This is a genomic window from Enterococcus sp. DIV1767 (assembly GCF_050542585.1).
Classification (GTDB): Bacteria; Bacillota; Bacilli; order Lactobacillales; family Enterococcaceae; genus Enterococcus_D; species Enterococcus_D innesii.
The window spans coordinates 461,561-479,998 of sequence record NZ_CP172936.1 but is presented as its reverse complement, the minus strand read 5'-3'; the positions used below and the strand labels follow the sequence as shown (position 1 = coordinate 479,998).

The following is an 18,438-nucleotide window of genomic DNA, read 5'->3' as shown; positions in this document are numbered from 1 at the left end:
AAGCAAAAGCCGTTGTGACCATTTATTGGTCGCAACGGCTTTTTTGGTTCGGTCATTTTTCAGAAAAGCATCGCTTCAGCCGCTTCCCTTTTTAGGGTTAACGCCCTGCTCTTTTTCGCTATTTATCCATTCCATATACTTCGACTTCATAGATTCGGGCTGCTGAGTCTGCTCCTTGTGTTGGTTTATCAATACTGATTTTTACATATTGCACCTTCTTGACGGCAAACGTATTGGTGCTATTGCCCGCTTCATTTTTCAACGTTCGTGAAACTGGCTCATAGTCTTTGCCGTCTTCACTGACGAGCACCGTATACGCCCGCGTATTCATGTCTGGGCCTTCTCCACCAGCTTCCGCATGGGCGAGGCGTACTTCACTGACCGTTTGTGGTCGACCGAGATCGATCATCAACTCATGAGGCGCATTGCCTGTCGCACACCACTTCGTACTCAAATCACCATCGAGGGCAAAAGCCGGTGCTTCGGCATCATTGACGAACGATGAAGCAGTTGCTTCGGCATCTTTTGAAAGCAGCAGCAACTCTTTCGGCGCATCAGCAGAAATCGTGATCAATCCCGCCATTTCCAGAGGGGTCTCTCCTGCTTCGTTTTTGGCAACAAGCGTGACTTTGTAGGTACCTGGTTCCGAATAGGTCACTTGGGGATTTTCTTCTGTACTGCTGGTGATATCGCCGCCTTCAAACGTCCATTCAAATGCTTCGGCATTCGCAGATGAGGTATTCGTGAAGGTGATCGTTTCCCCCGGTGCCGCTAAGGTTTTAGAGGCTGTAAAGGCTGCTTTTGGCAGCTGATTGTTCGGCCAAGTGATCTCCACCGTATCGGATAGCTTGCCGCGATTGCCATAGCGATCCACTGCCACCACCGCGAACTTGGTTTTCGTCCCTTTTGGTCGTTCAACGGCATTCAAATAGTGGTTGGTTGCTGGCGTAGCTGCTAAGAAGGAGCGTGAGCCGTCATCGTTCAATTGGTAGACCTCATAAACCGCAGCTGTCTTGTCCTTGGCAGCTTCCCACGTTAATCGGACCCCCGCATAGTTGCCCTCTTCTTCATCAAAGAGCACATCCTCAACCGTCAATGCTTCGGCAGCGAATTTCTCCGCTTTCTGATCTCCGATCGTTAATTGCCCTAGATTCAACTCATAGACATCACTGGTTTCTTTCGTGGTTATGTCATAACCGATCGCTGTCACTTCCCCTTTGATGTCTTTCAATGAGTAGGTGATCGTCGTCCAGTCTGTTGCGACCTCTTTGTCTCCTTTGATCGTTTGTGTTGAACCATCAGCTAAAGTCACGACCAAATCAAGAGCTGTCGGTACCGTTGCTTTGACAGTCGTCGTCAGCTTCGTCTTTTTCGTCACAGGAAATGCTGTCTGATACAATGCCATGTGACTGGTACTGCCTTTTGTCATCTGTCCACGTAGTTTCAGTGCATTTCCGCCATTATAGGCATCCGCATAATTGATTGATACAGCCAAATCATTGTCTTTTCCATGGTCAAAGACCCAACGATAGGTCGGCAAAACAGCTTGCAAGCTTCGGTTGTTCCAATTGCGGCTGGACACTTTTTCTCCGTCGATAAAATAGTTGTAGCCATTCCCCAGACTAAAATTCGTCACAAAAGGCAGCTCTGTGATAGCGGTCTGTTCCAGGGCATACGTGGAGATTCCAGGCCATTCTGTCGCTTCTGGCAGCTGGCTTTCCCGAGGATCGCCCGTGTTATTGACCCAAAAAGCATTCTCTTTGCTTTGGAAATCATCCGGCGTACTAGCAGAAGAATAGGTCCAGCTAGGCACATACAGGCCCAATGAGGTATAAGGAACGCCTTTTTCATCCGTAAACAGATCCCAGCGCACAGGCGTTGCATAGCCATTTTCTTGTACATCGATCCCAGCAAAAAGATCGTAAGGATCGACACCGATTTCACGGGCTTTTTCATTGGAGGCCTTCAACAGCTCTTTGTCCGCCAGTTTGTCAGTGGTCCACCAGAAATTCAAGAACATACTATCTGCCAATGGGTTCATCTCTGCATCCACTAAATAGGCTTTGTTCTTATCCGTCAACGCGTTTTGCCAATCCATTTTCCCATCACTCGTCATGGAATCATACCACATGATCTCTAAATGCTCGTCGGCTTGTTCTTTGAATTGGGCGATCAGTTCTTGCATCGCTTTGGCGTGGCTTTCATTTAGTCCTTTACCATCAGTCGCCGATTGTTCAACACCTTCCGCTGCATCATCAAAACTAGTGACCGCCGTATCGGTTTCTTGATTGATGAACCAGCCATCAAAGCCATACGTATTGGCAACTTCGATCATCTTTTCTACGATCGGAAAATTGCCATCCTCATCTTTAGCTAAAAACGTATCTAGCCATTCCAACTTCCCACCATGGGCAGTTTGCGGAAAGAAGATCGTTCCTAAAACCGGCACGCCATTCCTATGAGCAGCATCTGTCACATCAGGACTTGGCGGTACGATGATCCCTTCGCCAGAAGAGCCGCCCCAATAAACCAATTGATCGATGTATTGCCAATAAGAAAAGACATTGGCATCAAAGGTATTGATCCCTCGTGGTGCATTGCCGCTCGTACTGCTATTCATGATCGAAAGCGCCACGACTTTGGTTTCTGCCGTTTGCGTGTCATTCATCTTCGGCAACGTCTCTTTAGCTGCCCGCTGCGCTAATGGAACAACGCTGGTATTGTATTTCGCATCTGGATCTTTTTCAAAAGACCATGCCAACAAATCCTCTGGGAACCAATAAGACGACTCCGGTTGATTGTCCATCGCTTTTTCCAACGTACTTTTGGCTGTTTCCTGGTAAACGACTTTTCCCGTTGTCTTCGCCTCACTTTGGGTGCAGCCGCCGATTGCCGTTGCCGCTGCCAATACCAACAAAGATACGCCAACTTTACTGATTTTCCTTGTCACACTTCTTCCTCCTTGTTTTACATAAACCCGCCAACATTCCTACACTAAAACGATAACGCTTTCAAAGGTAGGAATATAGGAACAAATTAAAGAAATCATGCAACAAATCCAAGAAGGTTGAGTTTAGAAAAAAAGAGCCTCCTTTTTGGGAAGCTCTTGGTCAACTAGCTAAAAAATCAGCTCTTCACACTTCATTCATAATGTGTCCATGCAGAATAAATTTCCACAACTTTATTTTCCTCATCAACTTTGTAAACCACTCGATGTTGCCTATTCAGCCTACGTGAATATCTGCCTTCATGTGTAGGTCTCAGCTTTTCAAAAGACTGCGTGGGCATATATGGATCTTCCTTCAAGGCCTGAATCACTTCTTCAAACTGTTTTTTTTAAAATTCGATTGTTTGATTTTCCTTAGATCCACTTTCGCAGAGTTTTTGATTGTGACTGTATCGCTCCTCATCAAAGAGCTTGCCAATCAATATCATCGATATCCGTAAAGCCACTGTCGTCTTTTTCGCGGTCTCGTACCTTTTCTAGAGTACCTGTTTGCTCAAGAAAAAGGGTTTCTTGAATCGCTCTCCAGTCTTCTAGCCCAATCAACACCGCATTGTTTCCACTACGATCACTAATAATCTCAATTTCAGTATGGTTTTCATTTACATCTTTCAATAACTGATAAAAATTTTTGCGAGCAGTGCTAGGATTCATCGTTGTATTAGCCATTGCCACTCTTCTTGATATAATTATAGCGTACCTGATTGAGTACATCAAAAATACAATAACGTACTCATATACAGCGAACTTTTCCCGTTATTTTTACATAGAAAAAAAGAGCCTCCTTTTAGGGAAGCTCTTTGGCCCTGCTTACTTCTTACTCCTTTCCAACGAGCGGCAGCCAAACGCGCATTTCGCCTATGCCCCGATTGCCCCATAAATGGTATGGGATCAGTTGCCACGTACGAGGTATGACCGTTTCCGCTCGTTCTTCGTAAAGGGTTGTTCCCGACCATTCTTCGCTTTGGTAGCCTTTGATCGCCAAACGTAAAGTAGTTGGCAACAACGTATCCTCTTTCGAAAAGGCCGCCTCCAGCGCCTGTGGGTCGATGCGGCAACGCCAGAGTGCTTGACCATTGTCGGCTTCTTCTATGCAATACACGAAGGGGCCACGTTGCAATGCGACTTGATTGATAGCTTGAATAACTTGAGGATTCGCACGCAGGATTTGCAATGGTTGTTCAAAACGGATATTGGCCGTCACGTTTTCGACTGCCTCAAAGATGATTGCCTCGTTCGTCTCCTGCCATTCGTGTTCACTCTCGATTTGAAACTTACTTAGTCCGTTAGGTTTGTGGATGATGAGCGTCTTTGGAATGCCTTGATAGCGAATCGTGAGGTCCTCTGTAAAAGGAAACCCTCCCGTTTGTTCAAACGTAAATTGGTCAGGTTCTTCTAAACGGCTTGCCACAAATAAATTCACGTAAAGCTTCTCTTGATCGCAAGTGTAAACCAAGCGCTGCAGCGAAGCGACCATCCGCGCAAAATTCGGCGGACAACACGCACAACCGAGCCAATCAGGTCGTTGAGCTTTGACGTGGCCTTTGCCAGGATTTTCCTGATCTCGTTGGGGATTGACCTCCAAAGGATTCACGTAGAAAAAGTGTTTGCCGTCAATTGCCGCACCAGAAAGGACGCTATTATACAACGCTCGTTCCATCGTCGCTAAATATTTTGGTTCCTTGGTTAGTTTGAACAGCTCAAAAGAAAATTGGACCAATGCAATAGCTGCACAGGTTTCACAATACATCGTATCATTTGGCAAATCATAGGGACCGACAAAGGCTTCCCCGTGAACGGTTGAGCCGACGCCACCGGTCACATACATTTTCTTACAGGCGATGTCTTCCCAAATCGCTTCGCAAGCATCGATTAATTCTTGATCTTGGGTATGCTGGGCGACTTTTGCCATACCGCTTGCCATATACAGCATTCGTACCGCATGACCTTTGGCTTCATGCTGCTTTTTAGGTTGATCGTAGGCTTGTAAATAGGTGAGGTCTACCCTTGGCGTTTCATCCGATAAGCCATCCGCTTGGTTTTTCAAGATTTCTTTTTCGTAAAAGGCAGGATCTTCCCCACGTACTTCAAGAAAGAAATCAGCTAATGTCAAATAGGTTTGTTTACCGGTGTATTCATACAAACGCACCAGCGCCAATTCGATCTCTTGATGGCCATCTGCACCTTGAATTTTTTCAGGCTCCCGCCCAAAATGCGTGCAAATATTGGCGATATTTTTCTCTGCCACGGTCAGTAATTTATCCTTGCCTGTCGCTTGATCATAAGCGATAGCCGCTTCGACTAAATGCCCGGCACAATAAAGTTCATGGCTGAAATACAGCTGACGGTATTTTAACTTCGGTCGGGTCAATTGAAAGAAGGTATTTAAGTAGCCATCTGCTTCTTGCGCCGCAGCAACTAAGTCAATCACTTCATCTACTGTCTTTTCCAATTGCGGATCGCTAGTATTCAACAAGCTATACCCAGCTGACTCGATCCATTTGTAGACATCGCTATCTTGGAAAAACCATCCGAAATGTTCTCCTTCCATTTGCCTTGCGGCGATGCGAAAATTCGCCAAGGCATGGCTTTTCCCAGCTGGCAAATTGGGATCTTCCCGTTCTGCTTGAACATCTACATCGATTTCATCATTTAGGACTTGGTATTGGTAAGGAATCGTTTCTTTGCGAACAAGCTCTTGGTATCCTTGCCAAAACTCGTCCGTGAGCTGGATCTTGTTCAATGCGAATTCTTTCATTTCGTTCTCCTGTTCTTTTACTTTTTTATGCTTGATCATTCAATTCATATTTACTTCATTAATAAAAAGTTCGGATCATCTCCTGTGATATGTTGCCCTGCCTCCTCTTTGATCGTTTGCTTATATAAGAGCTGGTAGGCTTTAGGACTCATGCCTTTTTTTTGTTTAAAGGTATTGGTAAAGTGCTGTCTGCTGTTGAATCCTGCTTGAGCGGCAATTTCGACGATTGGCAGCTGACTATTACTTAGTAAAAATGCTGCCTGCTTCAGACGCTCACTGGTGAGGAAATGGTTGACCGTCACTCCCAGTTGCTCATGAAAGAGTTTATGCAAGTAGGCTTTCGTAATCCCCACCGCCGCTGCGATTTGGGAGACTTGAATGTCTTCATCAAAATGCTGTTGAATATAGTTAATCGCAGCGTTCACATAGCAATTGCCCCGTTTGGTTTCTTTCGTACGTAATGAAAAGGCTAATTCCATCAGCATCCGCTTAAACAAGAGCTCGATCGTAAATTGCCGTTCAGCAGACGGTTGCTCTTGAGTATCATCGATCATTAGCAGCTGCAGCAATGACTTGATCGCTTGTCCAAATTGGCGGACATCGCGACTTTTCGTGTAAGGCTCATTCAATTGTACATTTCCTTTGATGTATGCAAAAACATCACGAACACAAAGGGCGGACGGTGTCTCACTCAGAAGAAATTCAATATTCAGTAAAGTGCAGGAATCTCCTTCAACGAGTAAGGCGTGTTCCACAAACGCATTTATGAAAACGAAATCATTTCTTTCCAGAACAATTACTTGATCTTGCACCTTTATCTTACACTTCCCTTTGGTCACAAACATGATCTCACACGCTGGGTGTTGATGTGGATCCATGGAAAAACGCTCAAGAGCAACACTATAGTATGCTGTAATCTTCGCATAGTTTGTTTCTTGTGGAAACACCATTGATCAACTCCTTTTTCATTCGTTGACGATTTCTTTCTTTTTTATTTCTAGTAGACAAAACTTTCCCTCTCTTTTTTATTGCTTACTATACTATAAGAAAAACGTACTAGGAGGAAATCGATGTCTTTTTTACACTTTGCACAAACACCCCCAATGGGATGGAATTCTTGGGACTGCTATGGCGCTTCTGTAACCGAAGCAGAAGTGATCGCCCATGCTGATTTTATGGCAGAGCATTTGAAAGCTTATGGTTGGGAGTATGTCGTCGTGGATATTCAATGGAGCGAACCAGAAGCAAAGTCTACAAGGTATAATGATTTTTATCCGTTGTGTATGGACGACTATTCTCGCTTGATTCCTGCTGAGAACCGCTTCCCTTCAGCAAAAGATGGCGCTGGTTTCAAAAAACTTGGTGACTATCTGCATCAAAAAGGGCTGAAGTTTGGTATCCATATCATGCGCGGCATTCCACGACAAGCAGTTCATCAAAATACGCCGGTCAAAGGAACGGATAAACGGGCACGGGACATTGCTATGAATTCAATCTGCCCTTGGAATACCGATATGTATGGGGTCGATGTTTCATTGCCTGAAGGACAGCTTTATTATGATTCTTTGCTCGAATTATATGCTTCTTGGGGTGTTGACTTTATAAAGGTGGATGACATCGGCGATTCGAAAATTTACGGTGATGCCCATAAAGCAGAAATCAAAGCGATTCGCCGTGCGATCGATCGATCCGGTCGAGAGATCGTCCTTTCTTTGTCTCCCGGACCAGCTGCCCTCAAAAATGGTAGTTTCTTTCAAAATCATGCCAATATGTGGCGCTTGACGGATGACTTTTGGGATCATTGGGACGCCCTTTACGCCATGTTTGACCGAGCAGCAGAGTGGGCACCTTTCGTTCGTCCAGGTAACTGGCCTGACTGTGATATGCTACCGTTGGGTCATATCGGCATTCGAGCAGTTGATGGTGGCGGTGGTGACAGCTGGACACGTTTTACGGAAGACGAGCAATACTTATTGATGAGTTTATGGACGATCTTCCAATCTCCATTGATGTTTGGTGGTACTTTACCAGACATCGATCCCTTTACCTTACGTTTATTGACGAATACTGAAGTCTTAGAAATGTATCGAAGAATTCATACGAAAAAAGAGTTCTATCGTGATCAAGAGTGGATCATTTGGGAGGCGTTGAGCGACACAGCAGTCTACTATGCCATTTTCAATGTTTCTGATCAAACGCAAACCATCCCAAAATCGATCACTGCTTTACTACCAATTAAAAGTGGCACTGAGTTATGGCAACAAAAAGAACAGACAATTGCCGATGCTGAGGTTCCTACTCATGGTGTCCGATTATTAAAAGGCAGTATTTAGTAAAGCCGGCAGCAGCATACGTTTATAAGCAGCACAATGTAACCTACTCATTGTGCTGCTTGTTTTTTATTCTTCGTACATTTTTCGACCAAGAAACGCAACGCCTTGATCATTGATTCCAGAGAAAAACAACCTTTCTTTTTGGTCGATGTACTCATAATATGGGACAAATTCGTTTTCTCCCCACAAGTAACTTCGTCCTTCTTTTTTTAATGCTGTTATTTCTTGCAGTTGAGAAGATATAACTTGAGATTCATGATCAAATTGGATGATTTCCCACTTTCCTAACAGAGTTTCCTGCTCTGGCATTCGTGAAACACTTCCTTGATAGATTGAAGCAGAGATTACTGGCCAGCCTGATTCCAGCCAATAGAGTTTACGTATCTGTAAATGGAATTGGTCACTGAATGGTTTTCTCCGTGCATGATGCACAACGAAGCTTTCTTTATTGGTTTGCGTAAAGATCGAATTATGACCAGGAGCGTATACAACTGGTTCTTCTGAGAACTGATAGCTGCCCAACAGTTTAGTCCCTACTTCGGTTGGCGTCTTTTCTTGATCCGTCATGGCCGTACCATGCCAGTCCAGATATGGCCCTGTAATTTCTTTTGCTCGTGCGACACGGATATTATACGAATCGTTAAGGGAGTCGAAAGAAACAAACAAATAATAATAATCGGTTTCAGGATGATAATAGATAAATGGGCCTTCAATAGCAGTATCAACTGTTTTCGGACGAAAAGCAATCCGTTGACCATAGCTCTTTTCTTGAAGTTTTCCAGTTTCTTTGTTCAATGGAGCAATATAGATTCCGCCAAAAAAAGAACCATAGACAAACCACTGCTCACCTGAGCGGTCAAAAGCAATATTGGCATCGATCGCGTTATGCTGTGCAAGAGTAGCATTGGTTTTAATAACCTCTCCTTGATCTTCCCAAGGGCCCAAAGGATCTGATGCTGTAGCTAAGCCAATAAAAGAAGTGGTACTGCCGAATGTCGAAGCAGAATAATACATACGGAATTCGTCCTTATAGCGAATAACTTCCGGTGCCCATAGTCCTTGAGCCTTGCTCCATTTTACTGCTGGTTCAGGCATTTCTGACAATGCCTGTTTCTCAAATTGCCAATGGATCAAATCTTTTGAACGACGAATTGGTACACCAGCCGTTTTGGGCTGTTGTGTGTCCGTTGAATATAAATAAAAGGTGTCTTCATGTTCAATAATCGTAGGATCATGAACCCCATTGATCGCTGTCATGTCTTCCCTCATCTCCTAATTGATTTATTCTATTTTATAAAAACAGGACAGCTACTTGGCGAGCTGTCCTGTTTGTTCCCACATTCCTGCAGGACAGTTTTTCTTAGCTAAGTTTGCGCGAAACCGATAAAAGCAGCCGCATTTGGTACAGGTATGATTCAATCGCAATGGACAAGCCTCACAAACAGCGATTCTCCTACTGACGATCTCCGGCGAAGCCAAGTCGCTTTCTAAAGAAAGTTGTTCTGCAATCAAGGATTCAATGTCTTCCTGTGCTGCTGCTGCAGCATCTTTCACTTCGCATCCTTTACAAGTCATGGGATCAGACTGTCAATGAGATCGTTAGAACACTCATTGCTGGCACACGCAAGCTGACTTTGTTCTCTTCAACATTGTAAGCGGTGAAGTCTTGGATCACCACATCTTCAGGATGATCAAAATCATTGTGTGCGTTCATTTTGTCCCCCACGATATAACGTGCTTCTTTCACTTCATTGATCGCTGTTTCAAGGGAGAAGGATAATTCTTCCGTGCCTTGGGTAGCAAAATTACAAACCGATAGATGGATCGTATCTTCTTTTTTCGAAATCGTATACGTAATGGTATCGCTGCTGGTTCCATGGCTATCAATGGTTTCAGCATCTTGATGGACTTTATACAAATCAAATACATGATAGCTTGGGGTTTTCACCATTTGTTCGCCATCTGTCAAAATCATCGCTTGCAGGACATTGACGGTTTGTGCGATATTTGCCATATGCACTCGCTTGGCATGTTTATGGAAAATATTCAAGGTGATCGCTGCGACCATGGCATCACGGATCGTATTTTGTTGGTATAAGAAGCCTGGATTCGTACCAGGTTCTGCTGAGAACCAAGTGCCCCATTCATCAACAATGATTCCCACACGCTGTTCTGGGTCATACTGGTCCATGATCGCGCTGTGGCGGGTCAATAATTCATCCATGTAGGCTGCTTTTTCACAGGTCACTTGCCACTCTGCCTCATCAAATTCCAAGGCGCTACCTTTTTCTTCCCAGCCCTGCGGATGAACGTAGTAGTGCAAGCTTAGGCCGTCCATCAACCAATGGGCGTTTTTCATCAGCGTTTCTGTCCAATGATAGTCTGCGACATTCGCTCCGCCAGCAACTTTGTAGATTTTTTTGTCACCGTATTGGCGGACATAGGTTTGATAGCGGCGATACAGATCCGCATAGTACTCTGGCCGCATATTGCCGCCGCAGCCCCAATTTTCGTTTCCTACGCCAAAAAATTTCATTTCCCACGCTTCTTCATGGCCATTTTCTCTGCGAAGATCAGCCATCGGAGAAATGCCATCCATCGTGATGTATTCCACCCATTCCGACATTTCTTGCACCGTTCCGCTGCCGACATTGCCGTTGACATACGCGTCACATTCCAGCTGCTTGATCAACTCAAAAAATTCATGGGTCCCGAAATGATTGTTTTCAGTCACGCCGCCCCAGTGAGTGTTGACCATCGTTTTGCGGTTTTCTTTAGGACCGATCCCGTCTTTCCAATGGTATTCATCGGCGAAGCAGCCACCTGGCCAACGAAGCACAGGGATTTGAATGTTTTTCAGTGCTTCAACCACATCGATCCGCATCCCATTTTTATTGGGGATCGGCGAATCTTCTCCAACATATAATCCTTCATAGATACAACGGCCTAGATGCTCTGCAAAATGACCGTAGATATATTTACTGATCGTTGTTCCTGATTTTGTGTTTTGAATGTTAATCGTCATTGTTATACTCCTATTCTTTGATTCCCCAAATGGATTCATTATTATCGCCAATCGTTGAGAACGTTAATTTTTGCTGCTCAAATTCTGTTATTTCCTGACTTAATAAGATACCTTTGAAGGTCGCTTCTTCAAAAGTCAATGCCAAGTATCCCGCATCGTACGTCCAAGTTCCGGTCAAGTCACCAGTAACACTTCCATCTTTTTGAAGCTCGATTGTCTGCGTTTTTAGCATGGTCGTTCCATTGTCGGTACCATGGTTAATGATTTCATAGCGCCCGATAATGTCGTCTTCTGACAAAGCATCTGCTACTTGTTCATTGCCTCGATACTCGTAGGGTGCTGGAACTGGCCAGCCCTCCTCATTCATATACATTCTGTTGACCCGCACTTCATGGGCTTCGGTTCCATTGTTAAAGCGCGTATGGTACACCAAGGACCACTGACCATTCTCATCGATGATCGCCGAATTGTGTCCCGCTGCTCGATACCCCATTTGTTGAAACGAGAATTGGTAGTTGCCAATCAATTTGATGCCATAGTTTGAATTTTGGTCCCCTTGTTCTAAGATTGGGCTATTTCCTTGGGCATCAAGGTAAGGTCCTTCTGGTTTTTCAGCGCGAAATAGTCGCATATTGTAACCACCTTTTGCTGCTAAACCACCGTAAGTGACGAATAGGTAATAATAATCGGTTTCCTCATCATATACAATATAGGGGCCTTCTCCTGATTGATGATAGCCGCCAAAAAGCTTGATCCCGAAATAGCGATCAATGATACGCCCATCTTCCGTCGTGCTATCTTCCCCAGGATACATTGGTTTTCCAGTAGCTGGATCAACTTCCAATAAAAAGATACCGCCAGACCAAGAACCATAGGTCATCCATAGTTTCCCTTCTTCATCATAAAACAACGCTGGATCAATGGCGTTTGGCGCATAATCGGTGTTATACGTCAGACCATCTTCGATCGCCCAGTTTTCACTGAACCCACTGATTTTCCCCTCTTTGATCAATTTGGCCAAATGGGTATTTTGATAGTTGGTATTGCGTTCACTACCATCTGTCGAATCTTTTTCTGTAAAGCCAGAATAGATCACGGTATCCGCATAGCTATAGGGTCCTTCGATCGTTTTAGCTACGGCCAATCCAATCGCTGAACGCCGCCAAGTAGAACTAGCTGAGTAGTAGAGCATGTAGGCTCCTTTGTCTCCATTTGACCATTCATAATCAGCATTCCAAATGACATCTGGTGCCCAAAGGCTGTAACCACCTTGTGAATCGGCATCATCATAGCCTGCCCATTCAAAAGTCTCAGCTAGATTTTCTTTTGTGTTACCATAGATCATATTGTCTTCCATTGATTCATATTCGTGAGTGAAAGGCACTTCCCAAGTTTGTAAATCTTCTGTTTTCGCTTGGGCGAGATGTGAACCAAATACGTAAAACAGCTCTTGGTCACCAACATGAATAGAAGTAATCGATGGGTCATGAATCGACACTCGATTTTTTGTCGTTGTTTCCCACTCCTTTTGTGAAAGTTGCTCAGCAGCATCTCCTGTTTGACAGCCAGCAAGAAATAAACTAGTAAAAAAAACGGACATGGTTAAACAGAGCATTTTTCTTTTTGTATTCATTTTTTCCCTCTCTTTTATCTATCCTTTGACTACACCGGGTTCGCCAAAATCAGGTAATCCATTGTTTTTCCAAGTAAACGGTTGGACATACGCATGTCGATTGGGATTTTCTAAAGGATTACTGTAATCATTTTTTTCTGGTCTTGCATGATACACTAAGATCTCTTGTTCCCCCTCCTCATCGACTGTAAAGGAGTTATGTCCTGGTCCGTATAGGGAATTTTGTTCAGAACTTGAAAAGACTGGTTCCTTCAACTTATGCCAAGAATACCCATTCAATAAATCACTATCCTCATCTGCCCACAACAGTCCCATCGCGTAGTTTTCATCCGTCGCACTGGCTGAATAAGTAATGATCACTTTTCCATTTCTAATCAAAGCAGCTGGTGCCTCGTTCACTTTGAAGCCAATTTTTTCCCATTCATAATAAGGAATGCTCAGCAGAATCTGCTTTCCTTTCAATGTCCAAGGATTTTCCATCTCTGATAAATAAAGATTGGAATTGCCTGGAATGTTTGGATCTGCTTGTGCCCAGACATAATACAATCGGTTCCTGTGTTCAAATACCGTAGCATCTAAACTGAAACTCTCAAATTGCGTCTTGATCTGTCCTTTTTCTACCCACTCGCCTGCAAAGGGATCTTCATTCGCATTTTCGATCGCAAACATCCGATGATGATGCTGATCATTTCTGACTTCTCCATGATCTGCAGCAGCAAAATAGATGTACCATTTTCCTTGAATAAAATGAATCTCTGGTGCCCAGATCAGTTCACTCATGGGGCCTTCGGCATGAGCCGTCCAGATGACGTTCACTTCACCGTCAGCCAGTCCTTTCAAGGTTTTCGCACGCCTTAATTCGATTTCCTGATACCCTGGTTTAGATCCAGTGAAGTAATAATATCCATCGGTATGCTTGTATATCCATGGGTCTGCACGTTCTAATACAATCGGTTCCAAATAATTTTCTGCCATAAATTCTACACCTTCTTAAAAAATTCCATTTTCCGTTTTTAGTATTTTTATTGCTTTGTTTTTAGACATATACATCGTCGTAGCTAGTAAATAGAGGACGACACCGATCACATCATAGATGATCAAATGGATGATGACACAGGCGATCATCCAACGTATCGTTCCTTTGTTTATTTGTTTGTCTCGCATATTCTTCGCGTTGATCCAACTGATAACGCCCATCAAAATCGTCGCTAACGCAACGATCATAACTACCTTCGATATCATTCCTACCAGACTTGACTGCAAGTATTCATACTGATTTTGATTTTGAAATGCTGCGATCCCTTGTTCTTCAAACCAAGGATAATACCCAAACATCGTTACAAGACCAATACAGACATCCCAGACCGCACTGGCACGTAGTAAATTTCTTTCCAATTTTCGATTCATGATCTTCACTATCCTTTTATTCCTGCATTTAAGTTCATAGATTCAATGAAGTATTTTTGAGCAAATAGAAACAGCATGACGGTGGGAATGATCGCAATCAATGCCGAGCCCATCAATTGACCAATCATTCGGTAGTTGCCATAAATGTCTTGTAGTAATAGCAAACCGGCTGTGATCGGCATTTTACTAACATCCGTATACACGATCACTGGCCACAAGAAATCATTCCATGAACCTGTGAAAGAAAAGAGGCCTGCAACGATCAACACAGGTTTGATCAAAGGAACGATGATCTCTGCAAAAATTGTAAATTCATCTGCACCATCCATTCGTGCTGACTCGTCAAATTCAAGCGGGATACCTTTCATAAACTGTCGCACAAGAAAGATATTTCCCATTCCTGCTAAGCCTGGAATGATCATGGCAAGAGAAGAGTTGACCCAGCCGAAGGTTTCAATGATTTTGTAAGACGGAATCAAATTCACTACACCGGGAAACATCGAGATCCCCATCAAAAGATAAAAGATACGATCACGGTATTTAAACCGCATTCTGCCATAGCCATAAGCGGTCACTGAAACAACGATCACAACTAAAACAGTGTGCGTGACTGCGATAAACATTGAATTCCATAACCACTGCATAATTGGTGCAGTAGACGTATTAGTCAAAATCGCTACATAGTTATCTAATATCCAGTTTACGGGTAATAAACGAAACCCAGTGGAGACGATTTCGGTTTGAGAACGAAAAGAAGTGGCGAAGCTAAAAATCAATGGAATAACCCAGATGATACATAAAACGATCAGAAACAAATATGCGATGACCATACTAGGTATATGTTTCTTTTGTGTATTCATTTTTTTGCCCCCTTAAGTATTGCTTCTATCTAAAAGAAAATATTGAAATACGGACACACACATAATGATCAATCCTAAGATGACTGCCATTGCCGAAGCCATTCCTGCAATTGATTCTCCTTGACTAAAAGCCAGTGAGCGGATATACATCATCAATACAGTCGTGCTTTGGTTTGGACCTCCACCTGTCATCATCAACGGCTGTGCAAAGACATTAAATGCTCCAGCAGTTGTCATCACGATCGTATATAACAGTGGAAAGCGAATAGATGGCAAAGTCACATTCAAGAATTTTTGGAATGCTCCCGCTCCGTCGATCTCTGCCGCTTCATAAAGGTCTTCATTGACACCCGCTAAAGCTGAGCGATAAATGATCATGTTACCACCGATCGCTCCCCAAATGCTGACAACAAAAATTAAGATCCAAGCATAGGGTTGTCGCGAAGCCCAAGAGAAATCGAACCCAAAAATATTATTGACGGCACCTAATCGAGAGTGGAAAATCAATGACCAAATCAAAGAACCTGCTGAAACAGAGATAAGACCTGGAATATATAGAATTGCTTGAAAAAGTCCTTTCAGCTTCACTTTTTTATGTTGCAATGCAGCTGCAATCATCAGTGGAATGATGATTTGTAACGGCACCATGATCAAAACGAAAATAAAGGTATTTTTCAAACCATTCCAAAATTGGGTATAGAACGTCGAGGAACTATCAAACAATAATGTTTTATAGTTGTTAAAACCGACCCAGACTGGATCAGAGATCAAATTCCATTGCGTAAATGAAGCATAAATACCATAGATCGTTGGAATACATACAAAAATAATAAAGAGTACCATGTGTGGTCCAATGAATGCGATCGATGCCCAGTTAATGCTCTTTTTTTTCATTCCTTTCATTCCCTTCTAAAAATTGGAAAAGGGGATAGAATTATCCCCCCTTCACTTATCTAGCTACTTCTGCAATCTTATCTTCGACATATTGTTGCATCGTTTCTAATCCTTCATCCATATCTAATTCACCGTAAGCGATATCTGTACTATAAACATCTAATGCTTCTAAGACATAAGAGAAATAAACGTAGTCAAAGATGTAAAGTGTTTCTTCTTCCTCTGGTGTAGAAGTAAAGAATGATTGTGGGTATTGTTGGTAATCATCACTTTCTAAAATATCTTTACTTGCAACGATTTGTCCGGCTTTTGCCCATTCGATCGAGTTTGTACGAACAAATTCTAAAAATTGTGCGATTACTTCTTCTTTTTCTTCTGTTCTGCTTTCACTCTTCAACATGCCAAACATATGAGAAGCTGCTCGGTTAGTTGCGATGTCATCTGAAGTCGAATAAATATTTGTTACACCCCAATTCAAGCCCTCAACCGCATCATGAGCGGTGGAAGTCCAAGTACCATCTGTTGATAAGAGTACGTTTCCGCCTTGGAACATCAAATACCCATCTTCTCCATAAGGTGTCATCAAACCTGCATCTGTTAACGCTTTAATTTTTTCTAACGCTTCTTTCATTTCTGGCGTATTCACCGTCGGGTTCCCAGCATCGTCAGAAATTGCGCCACCTAAGTTACGGATTTGCGCTAAGATAACCCAAGAAAGTAACGCATTATTTACGACATAATCGCCTTCTTCCATCTGCCCTGCTAATGACATCATTTCATCAAACGTCACGATGTTATCGTCTAGCCAAGAAGTGACATTGTATTTTTCTAAAAGATCTTGATTGTAATACATGGCACTGGCATGGATATCTAATGGGATCGTATATTGAGTATCGCCGATTTTTCCTGCATTCCACGCTGTATCTAAATAATTGCTTTCTTCTAACTCAGGTTGATAAGAAACCAGACGATCAACCGGATCAATAATATCGGAATTGACAAATTCCTCTACTTTATAAGAATGCATCAAAGTCAAATCTGGAATCCCACTTTTAGAACTAACAACCGTACTTAATTTAGTATACATATCAGACGTGATCACATGATTGATTGTATAATCGGAACCTGATTGTTCATTGAATTCATTTACGATCTGATCCATATAAGCGCCATCATCACCGGTAAGGGGTGACCAAAAATTAATCGTGTATTTTTCTTTTTCCGCTGCCTGATAACGATTAAAACCAATAAGGGCAACTGCAACGACTGCAACTAAAGCACCAATAATAATAAGTTTCTTCTTCATGTTTTTCCCTCTTTCATAGAAATTGAATTTTGGTCTTTGAAGCCGAACACGCCTATCCTCCTTCTCTTATTTGCTATCCCAGCATTTATAATTGCATTATTCATTTCTAGCGTTTGCAAACACTTTCAATTTACAAATAAATCATAACTTGATTTGTAATCGCTGTCAACAATATTTTGATTAATTTATTAAAGATAATATCTATATTAATTAATAAATATATTAATAACTAACGAAATAAACAACGCTATTTACACAAATTAGCAAATATGTTAACATTCAAGTAAATCAAACAGTTTATGCGGAGGTGACACGATGCAATTAGAAATCAATCAAGAAGCATTGCCTGTCTATGAGGCACTTGCCAGTAACGTGCGAATCAAAATCATTCAATTGCTGGCTAAAAACAAGATGAATGTCAAAGAGTTGGCACAAGAGTTGGGCTTAAGCAGCGCTATCATTACGATGCACATCAAAAAATTAGAAGAAGCAAAAATCATCAAAACAGAGCGTGTGGGGCAAAAAAAGATTTCCAGTTTAAGAGTGGATCATATCGATATCAACTTTCCTGAGAAAATCTTTAATGCCTTTGATACGAAAGAAACGACGATACCGATCGGTCATTATACAAATTATTCGGTAGAACCAACGTGCGGGCTTGCTACTTCAGCTGATTTTGTGGGAATGGTAGATGAACCGAAGTTTTTCATGGATCCTCGACGAATGGATGCCCGCATCTTATGGTTTACGAAAGGATTTGTTGAATACCAATCGCCAAACTTCTTAGCAAGAGAAGAAAAACTTGAAATGATGGAGATTTCAATGGAAGTTTCGTCTGAATTTCCTTTTTCCAATAACAACTGGCCGTCAGATATCACCTTCAGCTTAAATGGTGTGGAGCTTGGTACATGGACTAGCCCAGGGGATTTTGCAGATATTCGCGGCAAGTATACACCGGATTGGTATCCAGACAATCTCAATCAGTACGGGTTATTAAAGACGATTCGCATCATGGAACATGGAACCTACATGGAAGGTGTTCCTCTTTCCGACATTACGATCAAGGATATACCTGCCTACGAAGATACGTGGCATTTAAAAGTGGAAGTCAAAGAAGATGCCGAGCATGTCGGCGGTTGTACCCTCTTTGGCAAGGGGTTTGGGAATTACGATCAAGATATCAAACTAAAAATGTTTTATAGCTAAAAAAAACGCTAG

The 18,438-nt window shown here is 42.7% G+C and carries 15 protein-coding genes and 1 pseudogene; 2 read left to right on the top strand and 14 right to left on the bottom strand.

Going from position 1 to position 18,438, the window contains the following annotated elements; all coding sequences use genetic code 11:
• Nucleotides 1-118: 118 nt before the first annotated feature.
• The 5 genes and pseudogenes from IGI78_RS02310 to IGI78_RS02290 all read right to left on the bottom strand — a co-directional run bounded on the left by IGI78_RS02310 (nucleotide 119) and on the right by IGI78_RS02290 (nucleotide 6,712).
• Entirely contained in the window at nucleotides 119-2,950 is a 2,832-nt protein-coding gene (locus tag IGI78_RS02310) for an endo-beta-N-acetylglucosaminidase (protein ID WP_195265321.1), read from the bottom strand.
• Between the two features lie 191 nt (nucleotides 2,951-3,141).
• A pseudogene (locus tag IGI78_RS02305) lies at nucleotides 3,142-3,410 on the bottom strand (Txe/YoeB family addiction module toxin).
• Nucleotides 3,410-3,673 carry a type II toxin-antitoxin system Phd/YefM family antitoxin gene (locus IGI78_RS02300; RefSeq protein ID WP_061053703.1) on the bottom strand — a complete coding sequence of 88 codons (264 nt, stop codon included), beginning with the start codon at nucleotides 3,671-3,673 and terminating at the stop codon, nucleotides 3,410-3,412. The pseudogene IGI78_RS02305 and the gene IGI78_RS02300 overlap by 1 nt, the downstream one beginning before the upstream one ends.
• A gap of 148 nt (nucleotides 3,674-3,821) precedes the next feature.
• Nucleotides 3,822-5,762, bottom strand: coding sequence for a glycoside hydrolase family 127 protein (locus IGI78_RS02295; RefSeq protein ID WP_325811179.1), 1,941 nt, complete (start codon nucleotides 5,760-5,762; stop codon nucleotides 3,822-3,824).
• A gap of 50 nt (nucleotides 5,763-5,812) precedes the next feature.
• Nucleotides 5,813-6,712, bottom strand: a complete 900-nt coding sequence (locus IGI78_RS02290; protein ID WP_195265323.1) for a helix-turn-helix domain-containing protein — start codon at nucleotides 6,710-6,712, stop codon at nucleotides 5,813-5,815.
• Nucleotides 6,713-6,832: 120 nt separating this feature from the next.
• On the opposite strand from IGI78_RS02290, the gene IGI78_RS02285 reads away from it, so the two are divergent.
• Nucleotides 6,833-8,095: a glycoside hydrolase family 27 protein gene (locus tag IGI78_RS02285; RefSeq protein ID WP_195265325.1), complete on the top strand. Its 1,263-nt coding sequence runs from the start codon at nucleotides 6,833-6,835 to the stop codon at nucleotides 8,093-8,095.
• Nucleotides 8,096-8,161: 66 nt separating this feature from the next.
• Here IGI78_RS02285 and IGI78_RS02280 read toward each other — a convergent pair whose 3' ends face one another.
• From IGI78_RS02280 to IGI78_RS02240, 9 genes are read right to left on the bottom strand one after another with little or no spacing between them, the layout of a single operon-like run.
• The gene (locus IGI78_RS02280; protein WP_195265327.1) at nucleotides 8,162-9,352 is read right to left on the bottom strand and encodes an arabinan endo-1,5-alpha-L-arabinosidase; all 1,191 of its coding nucleotides are present in this window, start codon (nucleotides 9,350-9,352) and stop codon (nucleotides 8,162-8,164) included.
• A gap of 51 nt (nucleotides 9,353-9,403) precedes the next feature.
• Complete coding sequence (locus tag IGI78_RS02275) at nucleotides 9,404-9,670, bottom strand: DUF6171 family protein (protein ID WP_194194912.1); 267 nt, start codon at nucleotides 9,668-9,670, stop codon at nucleotides 9,404-9,406.
• Between the two features lie 4 nt (nucleotides 9,671-9,674).
• A complete protein-coding gene (locus IGI78_RS02270) occupies nucleotides 9,675-11,120 on the bottom strand; it encodes an alpha-N-arabinofuranosidase (RefSeq protein WP_195265329.1) in 1,446 nt (481 codons plus the stop codon).
• 10 nt (nucleotides 11,121-11,130) lie between these two features.
• The gene (locus IGI78_RS02265) at nucleotides 11,131-12,753 is read right to left on the bottom strand and encodes a glycoside hydrolase family 43 protein (protein WP_195265331.1); all 1,623 of its coding nucleotides are present in this window, start codon (nucleotides 12,751-12,753) and stop codon (nucleotides 11,131-11,133) included.
• Between the two features lie 18 nt (nucleotides 12,754-12,771).
• On the bottom strand, nucleotides 12,772-13,728 hold the full coding sequence (locus tag IGI78_RS02260) for a glycoside hydrolase family 43 protein (protein ID WP_195265333.1): 957 nt from the start codon (nucleotides 13,726-13,728) through the stop codon (nucleotides 12,772-12,774).
• Between the two features lie 15 nt (nucleotides 13,729-13,743).
• Nucleotides 13,744-14,160 (bottom strand): hypothetical protein, encoded by a 417-nt coding sequence (locus IGI78_RS02255; protein WP_008376104.1) that lies wholly within the window; start codon nucleotides 14,158-14,160, stop codon nucleotides 13,744-13,746.
• An 8-nt stretch (nucleotides 14,161-14,168) separates the two neighbouring features.
• Nucleotides 14,169-15,020: a carbohydrate ABC transporter permease gene (locus IGI78_RS02250; RefSeq protein ID WP_005227285.1), complete on the bottom strand. Its 852-nt coding sequence runs from the start codon at nucleotides 15,018-15,020 to the stop codon at nucleotides 14,169-14,171.
• A 12-nt stretch (nucleotides 15,021-15,032) separates the two neighbouring features.
• Nucleotides 15,033-15,923: a carbohydrate ABC transporter permease gene (locus tag IGI78_RS02245; RefSeq protein WP_005227284.1), complete on the bottom strand. Its 891-nt coding sequence runs from the start codon at nucleotides 15,921-15,923 to the stop codon at nucleotides 15,033-15,035.
• Between the two features lie 46 nt (nucleotides 15,924-15,969).
• The gene (locus IGI78_RS02240) at nucleotides 15,970-17,220 is read right to left on the bottom strand and encodes an extracellular solute-binding protein (RefSeq protein WP_195265335.1); all 1,251 of its coding nucleotides are present in this window, start codon (nucleotides 17,218-17,220) and stop codon (nucleotides 15,970-15,972) included.
• A 315-nt stretch (nucleotides 17,221-17,535) separates the two neighbouring features.
• Between IGI78_RS02240 and IGI78_RS02235 the strand changes: the two genes are divergently transcribed.
• Complete coding sequence (locus IGI78_RS02235) at nucleotides 17,536-18,426, top strand: ArsR/SmtB family transcription factor (protein WP_195265337.1); 891 nt, start codon at nucleotides 17,536-17,538, stop codon at nucleotides 18,424-18,426.
• Nucleotides 18,427-18,438: the final 12 nt, after the last annotated feature.

Coding starts and splice junctions, on each gene's coding strand:
- IGI78_RS02300 (WP_061053703.1), bottom strand. CDS start 3,673: ATGGCTAATACAACGATGAATCCTAGCACTGCTCGCAAAAATTTTTAT.
- IGI78_RS02295 (WP_325811179.1), bottom strand. CDS start 5,762: ATGAAAGAATTCGCATTGAACAAGATCCAGCTCACGGACGAGTTTTGG.
- IGI78_RS02290 (WP_195265323.1), bottom strand. CDS start 6,712: ATGGTGTTTCCACAAGAAACAAACTATGCGAAGATTACAGCATACTAT.
- IGI78_RS02285 (WP_195265325.1), top strand. CDS start 6,833: ATGTCTTTTTTACACTTTGCACAAACACCCCCAATGGGATGGAATTCT.
- IGI78_RS02280 (WP_195265327.1), bottom strand. CDS start 9,352: ATGACAGCGATCAATGGGGTTCATGATCCTACGATTATTGAACATGAA.
- IGI78_RS02275 (WP_194194912.1), bottom strand. CDS start 9,670: ATGACTTGTAAAGGATGCGAAGTGAAAGATGCTGCAGCAGCAGCACAG.
- IGI78_RS02270 (WP_195265329.1), bottom strand. CDS start 11,120: ATGACGATTAACATTCAAAACACAAAATCAGGAACAACGATCAGTAAA.
- IGI78_RS02265 (WP_195265331.1), bottom strand. CDS start 12,753: ATGAATACAAAAAGAAAAATGCTCTGTTTAACCATGTCCGTTTTTTTT.
- IGI78_RS02260 (WP_195265333.1), bottom strand. CDS start 13,728: ATGGCAGAAAATTATTTGGAACCGATTGTATTAGAACGTGCAGACCCA.
- IGI78_RS02255 (WP_008376104.1), bottom strand. CDS start 14,160: ATGAATCGAAAATTGGAAAGAAATTTACTACGTGCCAGTGCGGTCTGG.
- IGI78_RS02250 (WP_005227285.1), bottom strand. CDS start 15,020: ATGAATACACAAAAGAAACATATACCTAGTATGGTCATCGCATATTTG.
- IGI78_RS02245 (WP_005227284.1), bottom strand. CDS start 15,923: ATGAAAGGAATGAAAAAAAAGAGCATTAACTGGGCATCGATCGCATTC.
- IGI78_RS02240 (WP_195265335.1), bottom strand. CDS start 17,220: ATGAAGAAGAAACTTATTATTATTGGTGCTTTAGTTGCAGTCGTTGCA.
- IGI78_RS02235 (WP_195265337.1), top strand. CDS start 17,536: ATGCAATTAGAAATCAATCAAGAAGCATTGCCTGTCTATGAGGCACTT.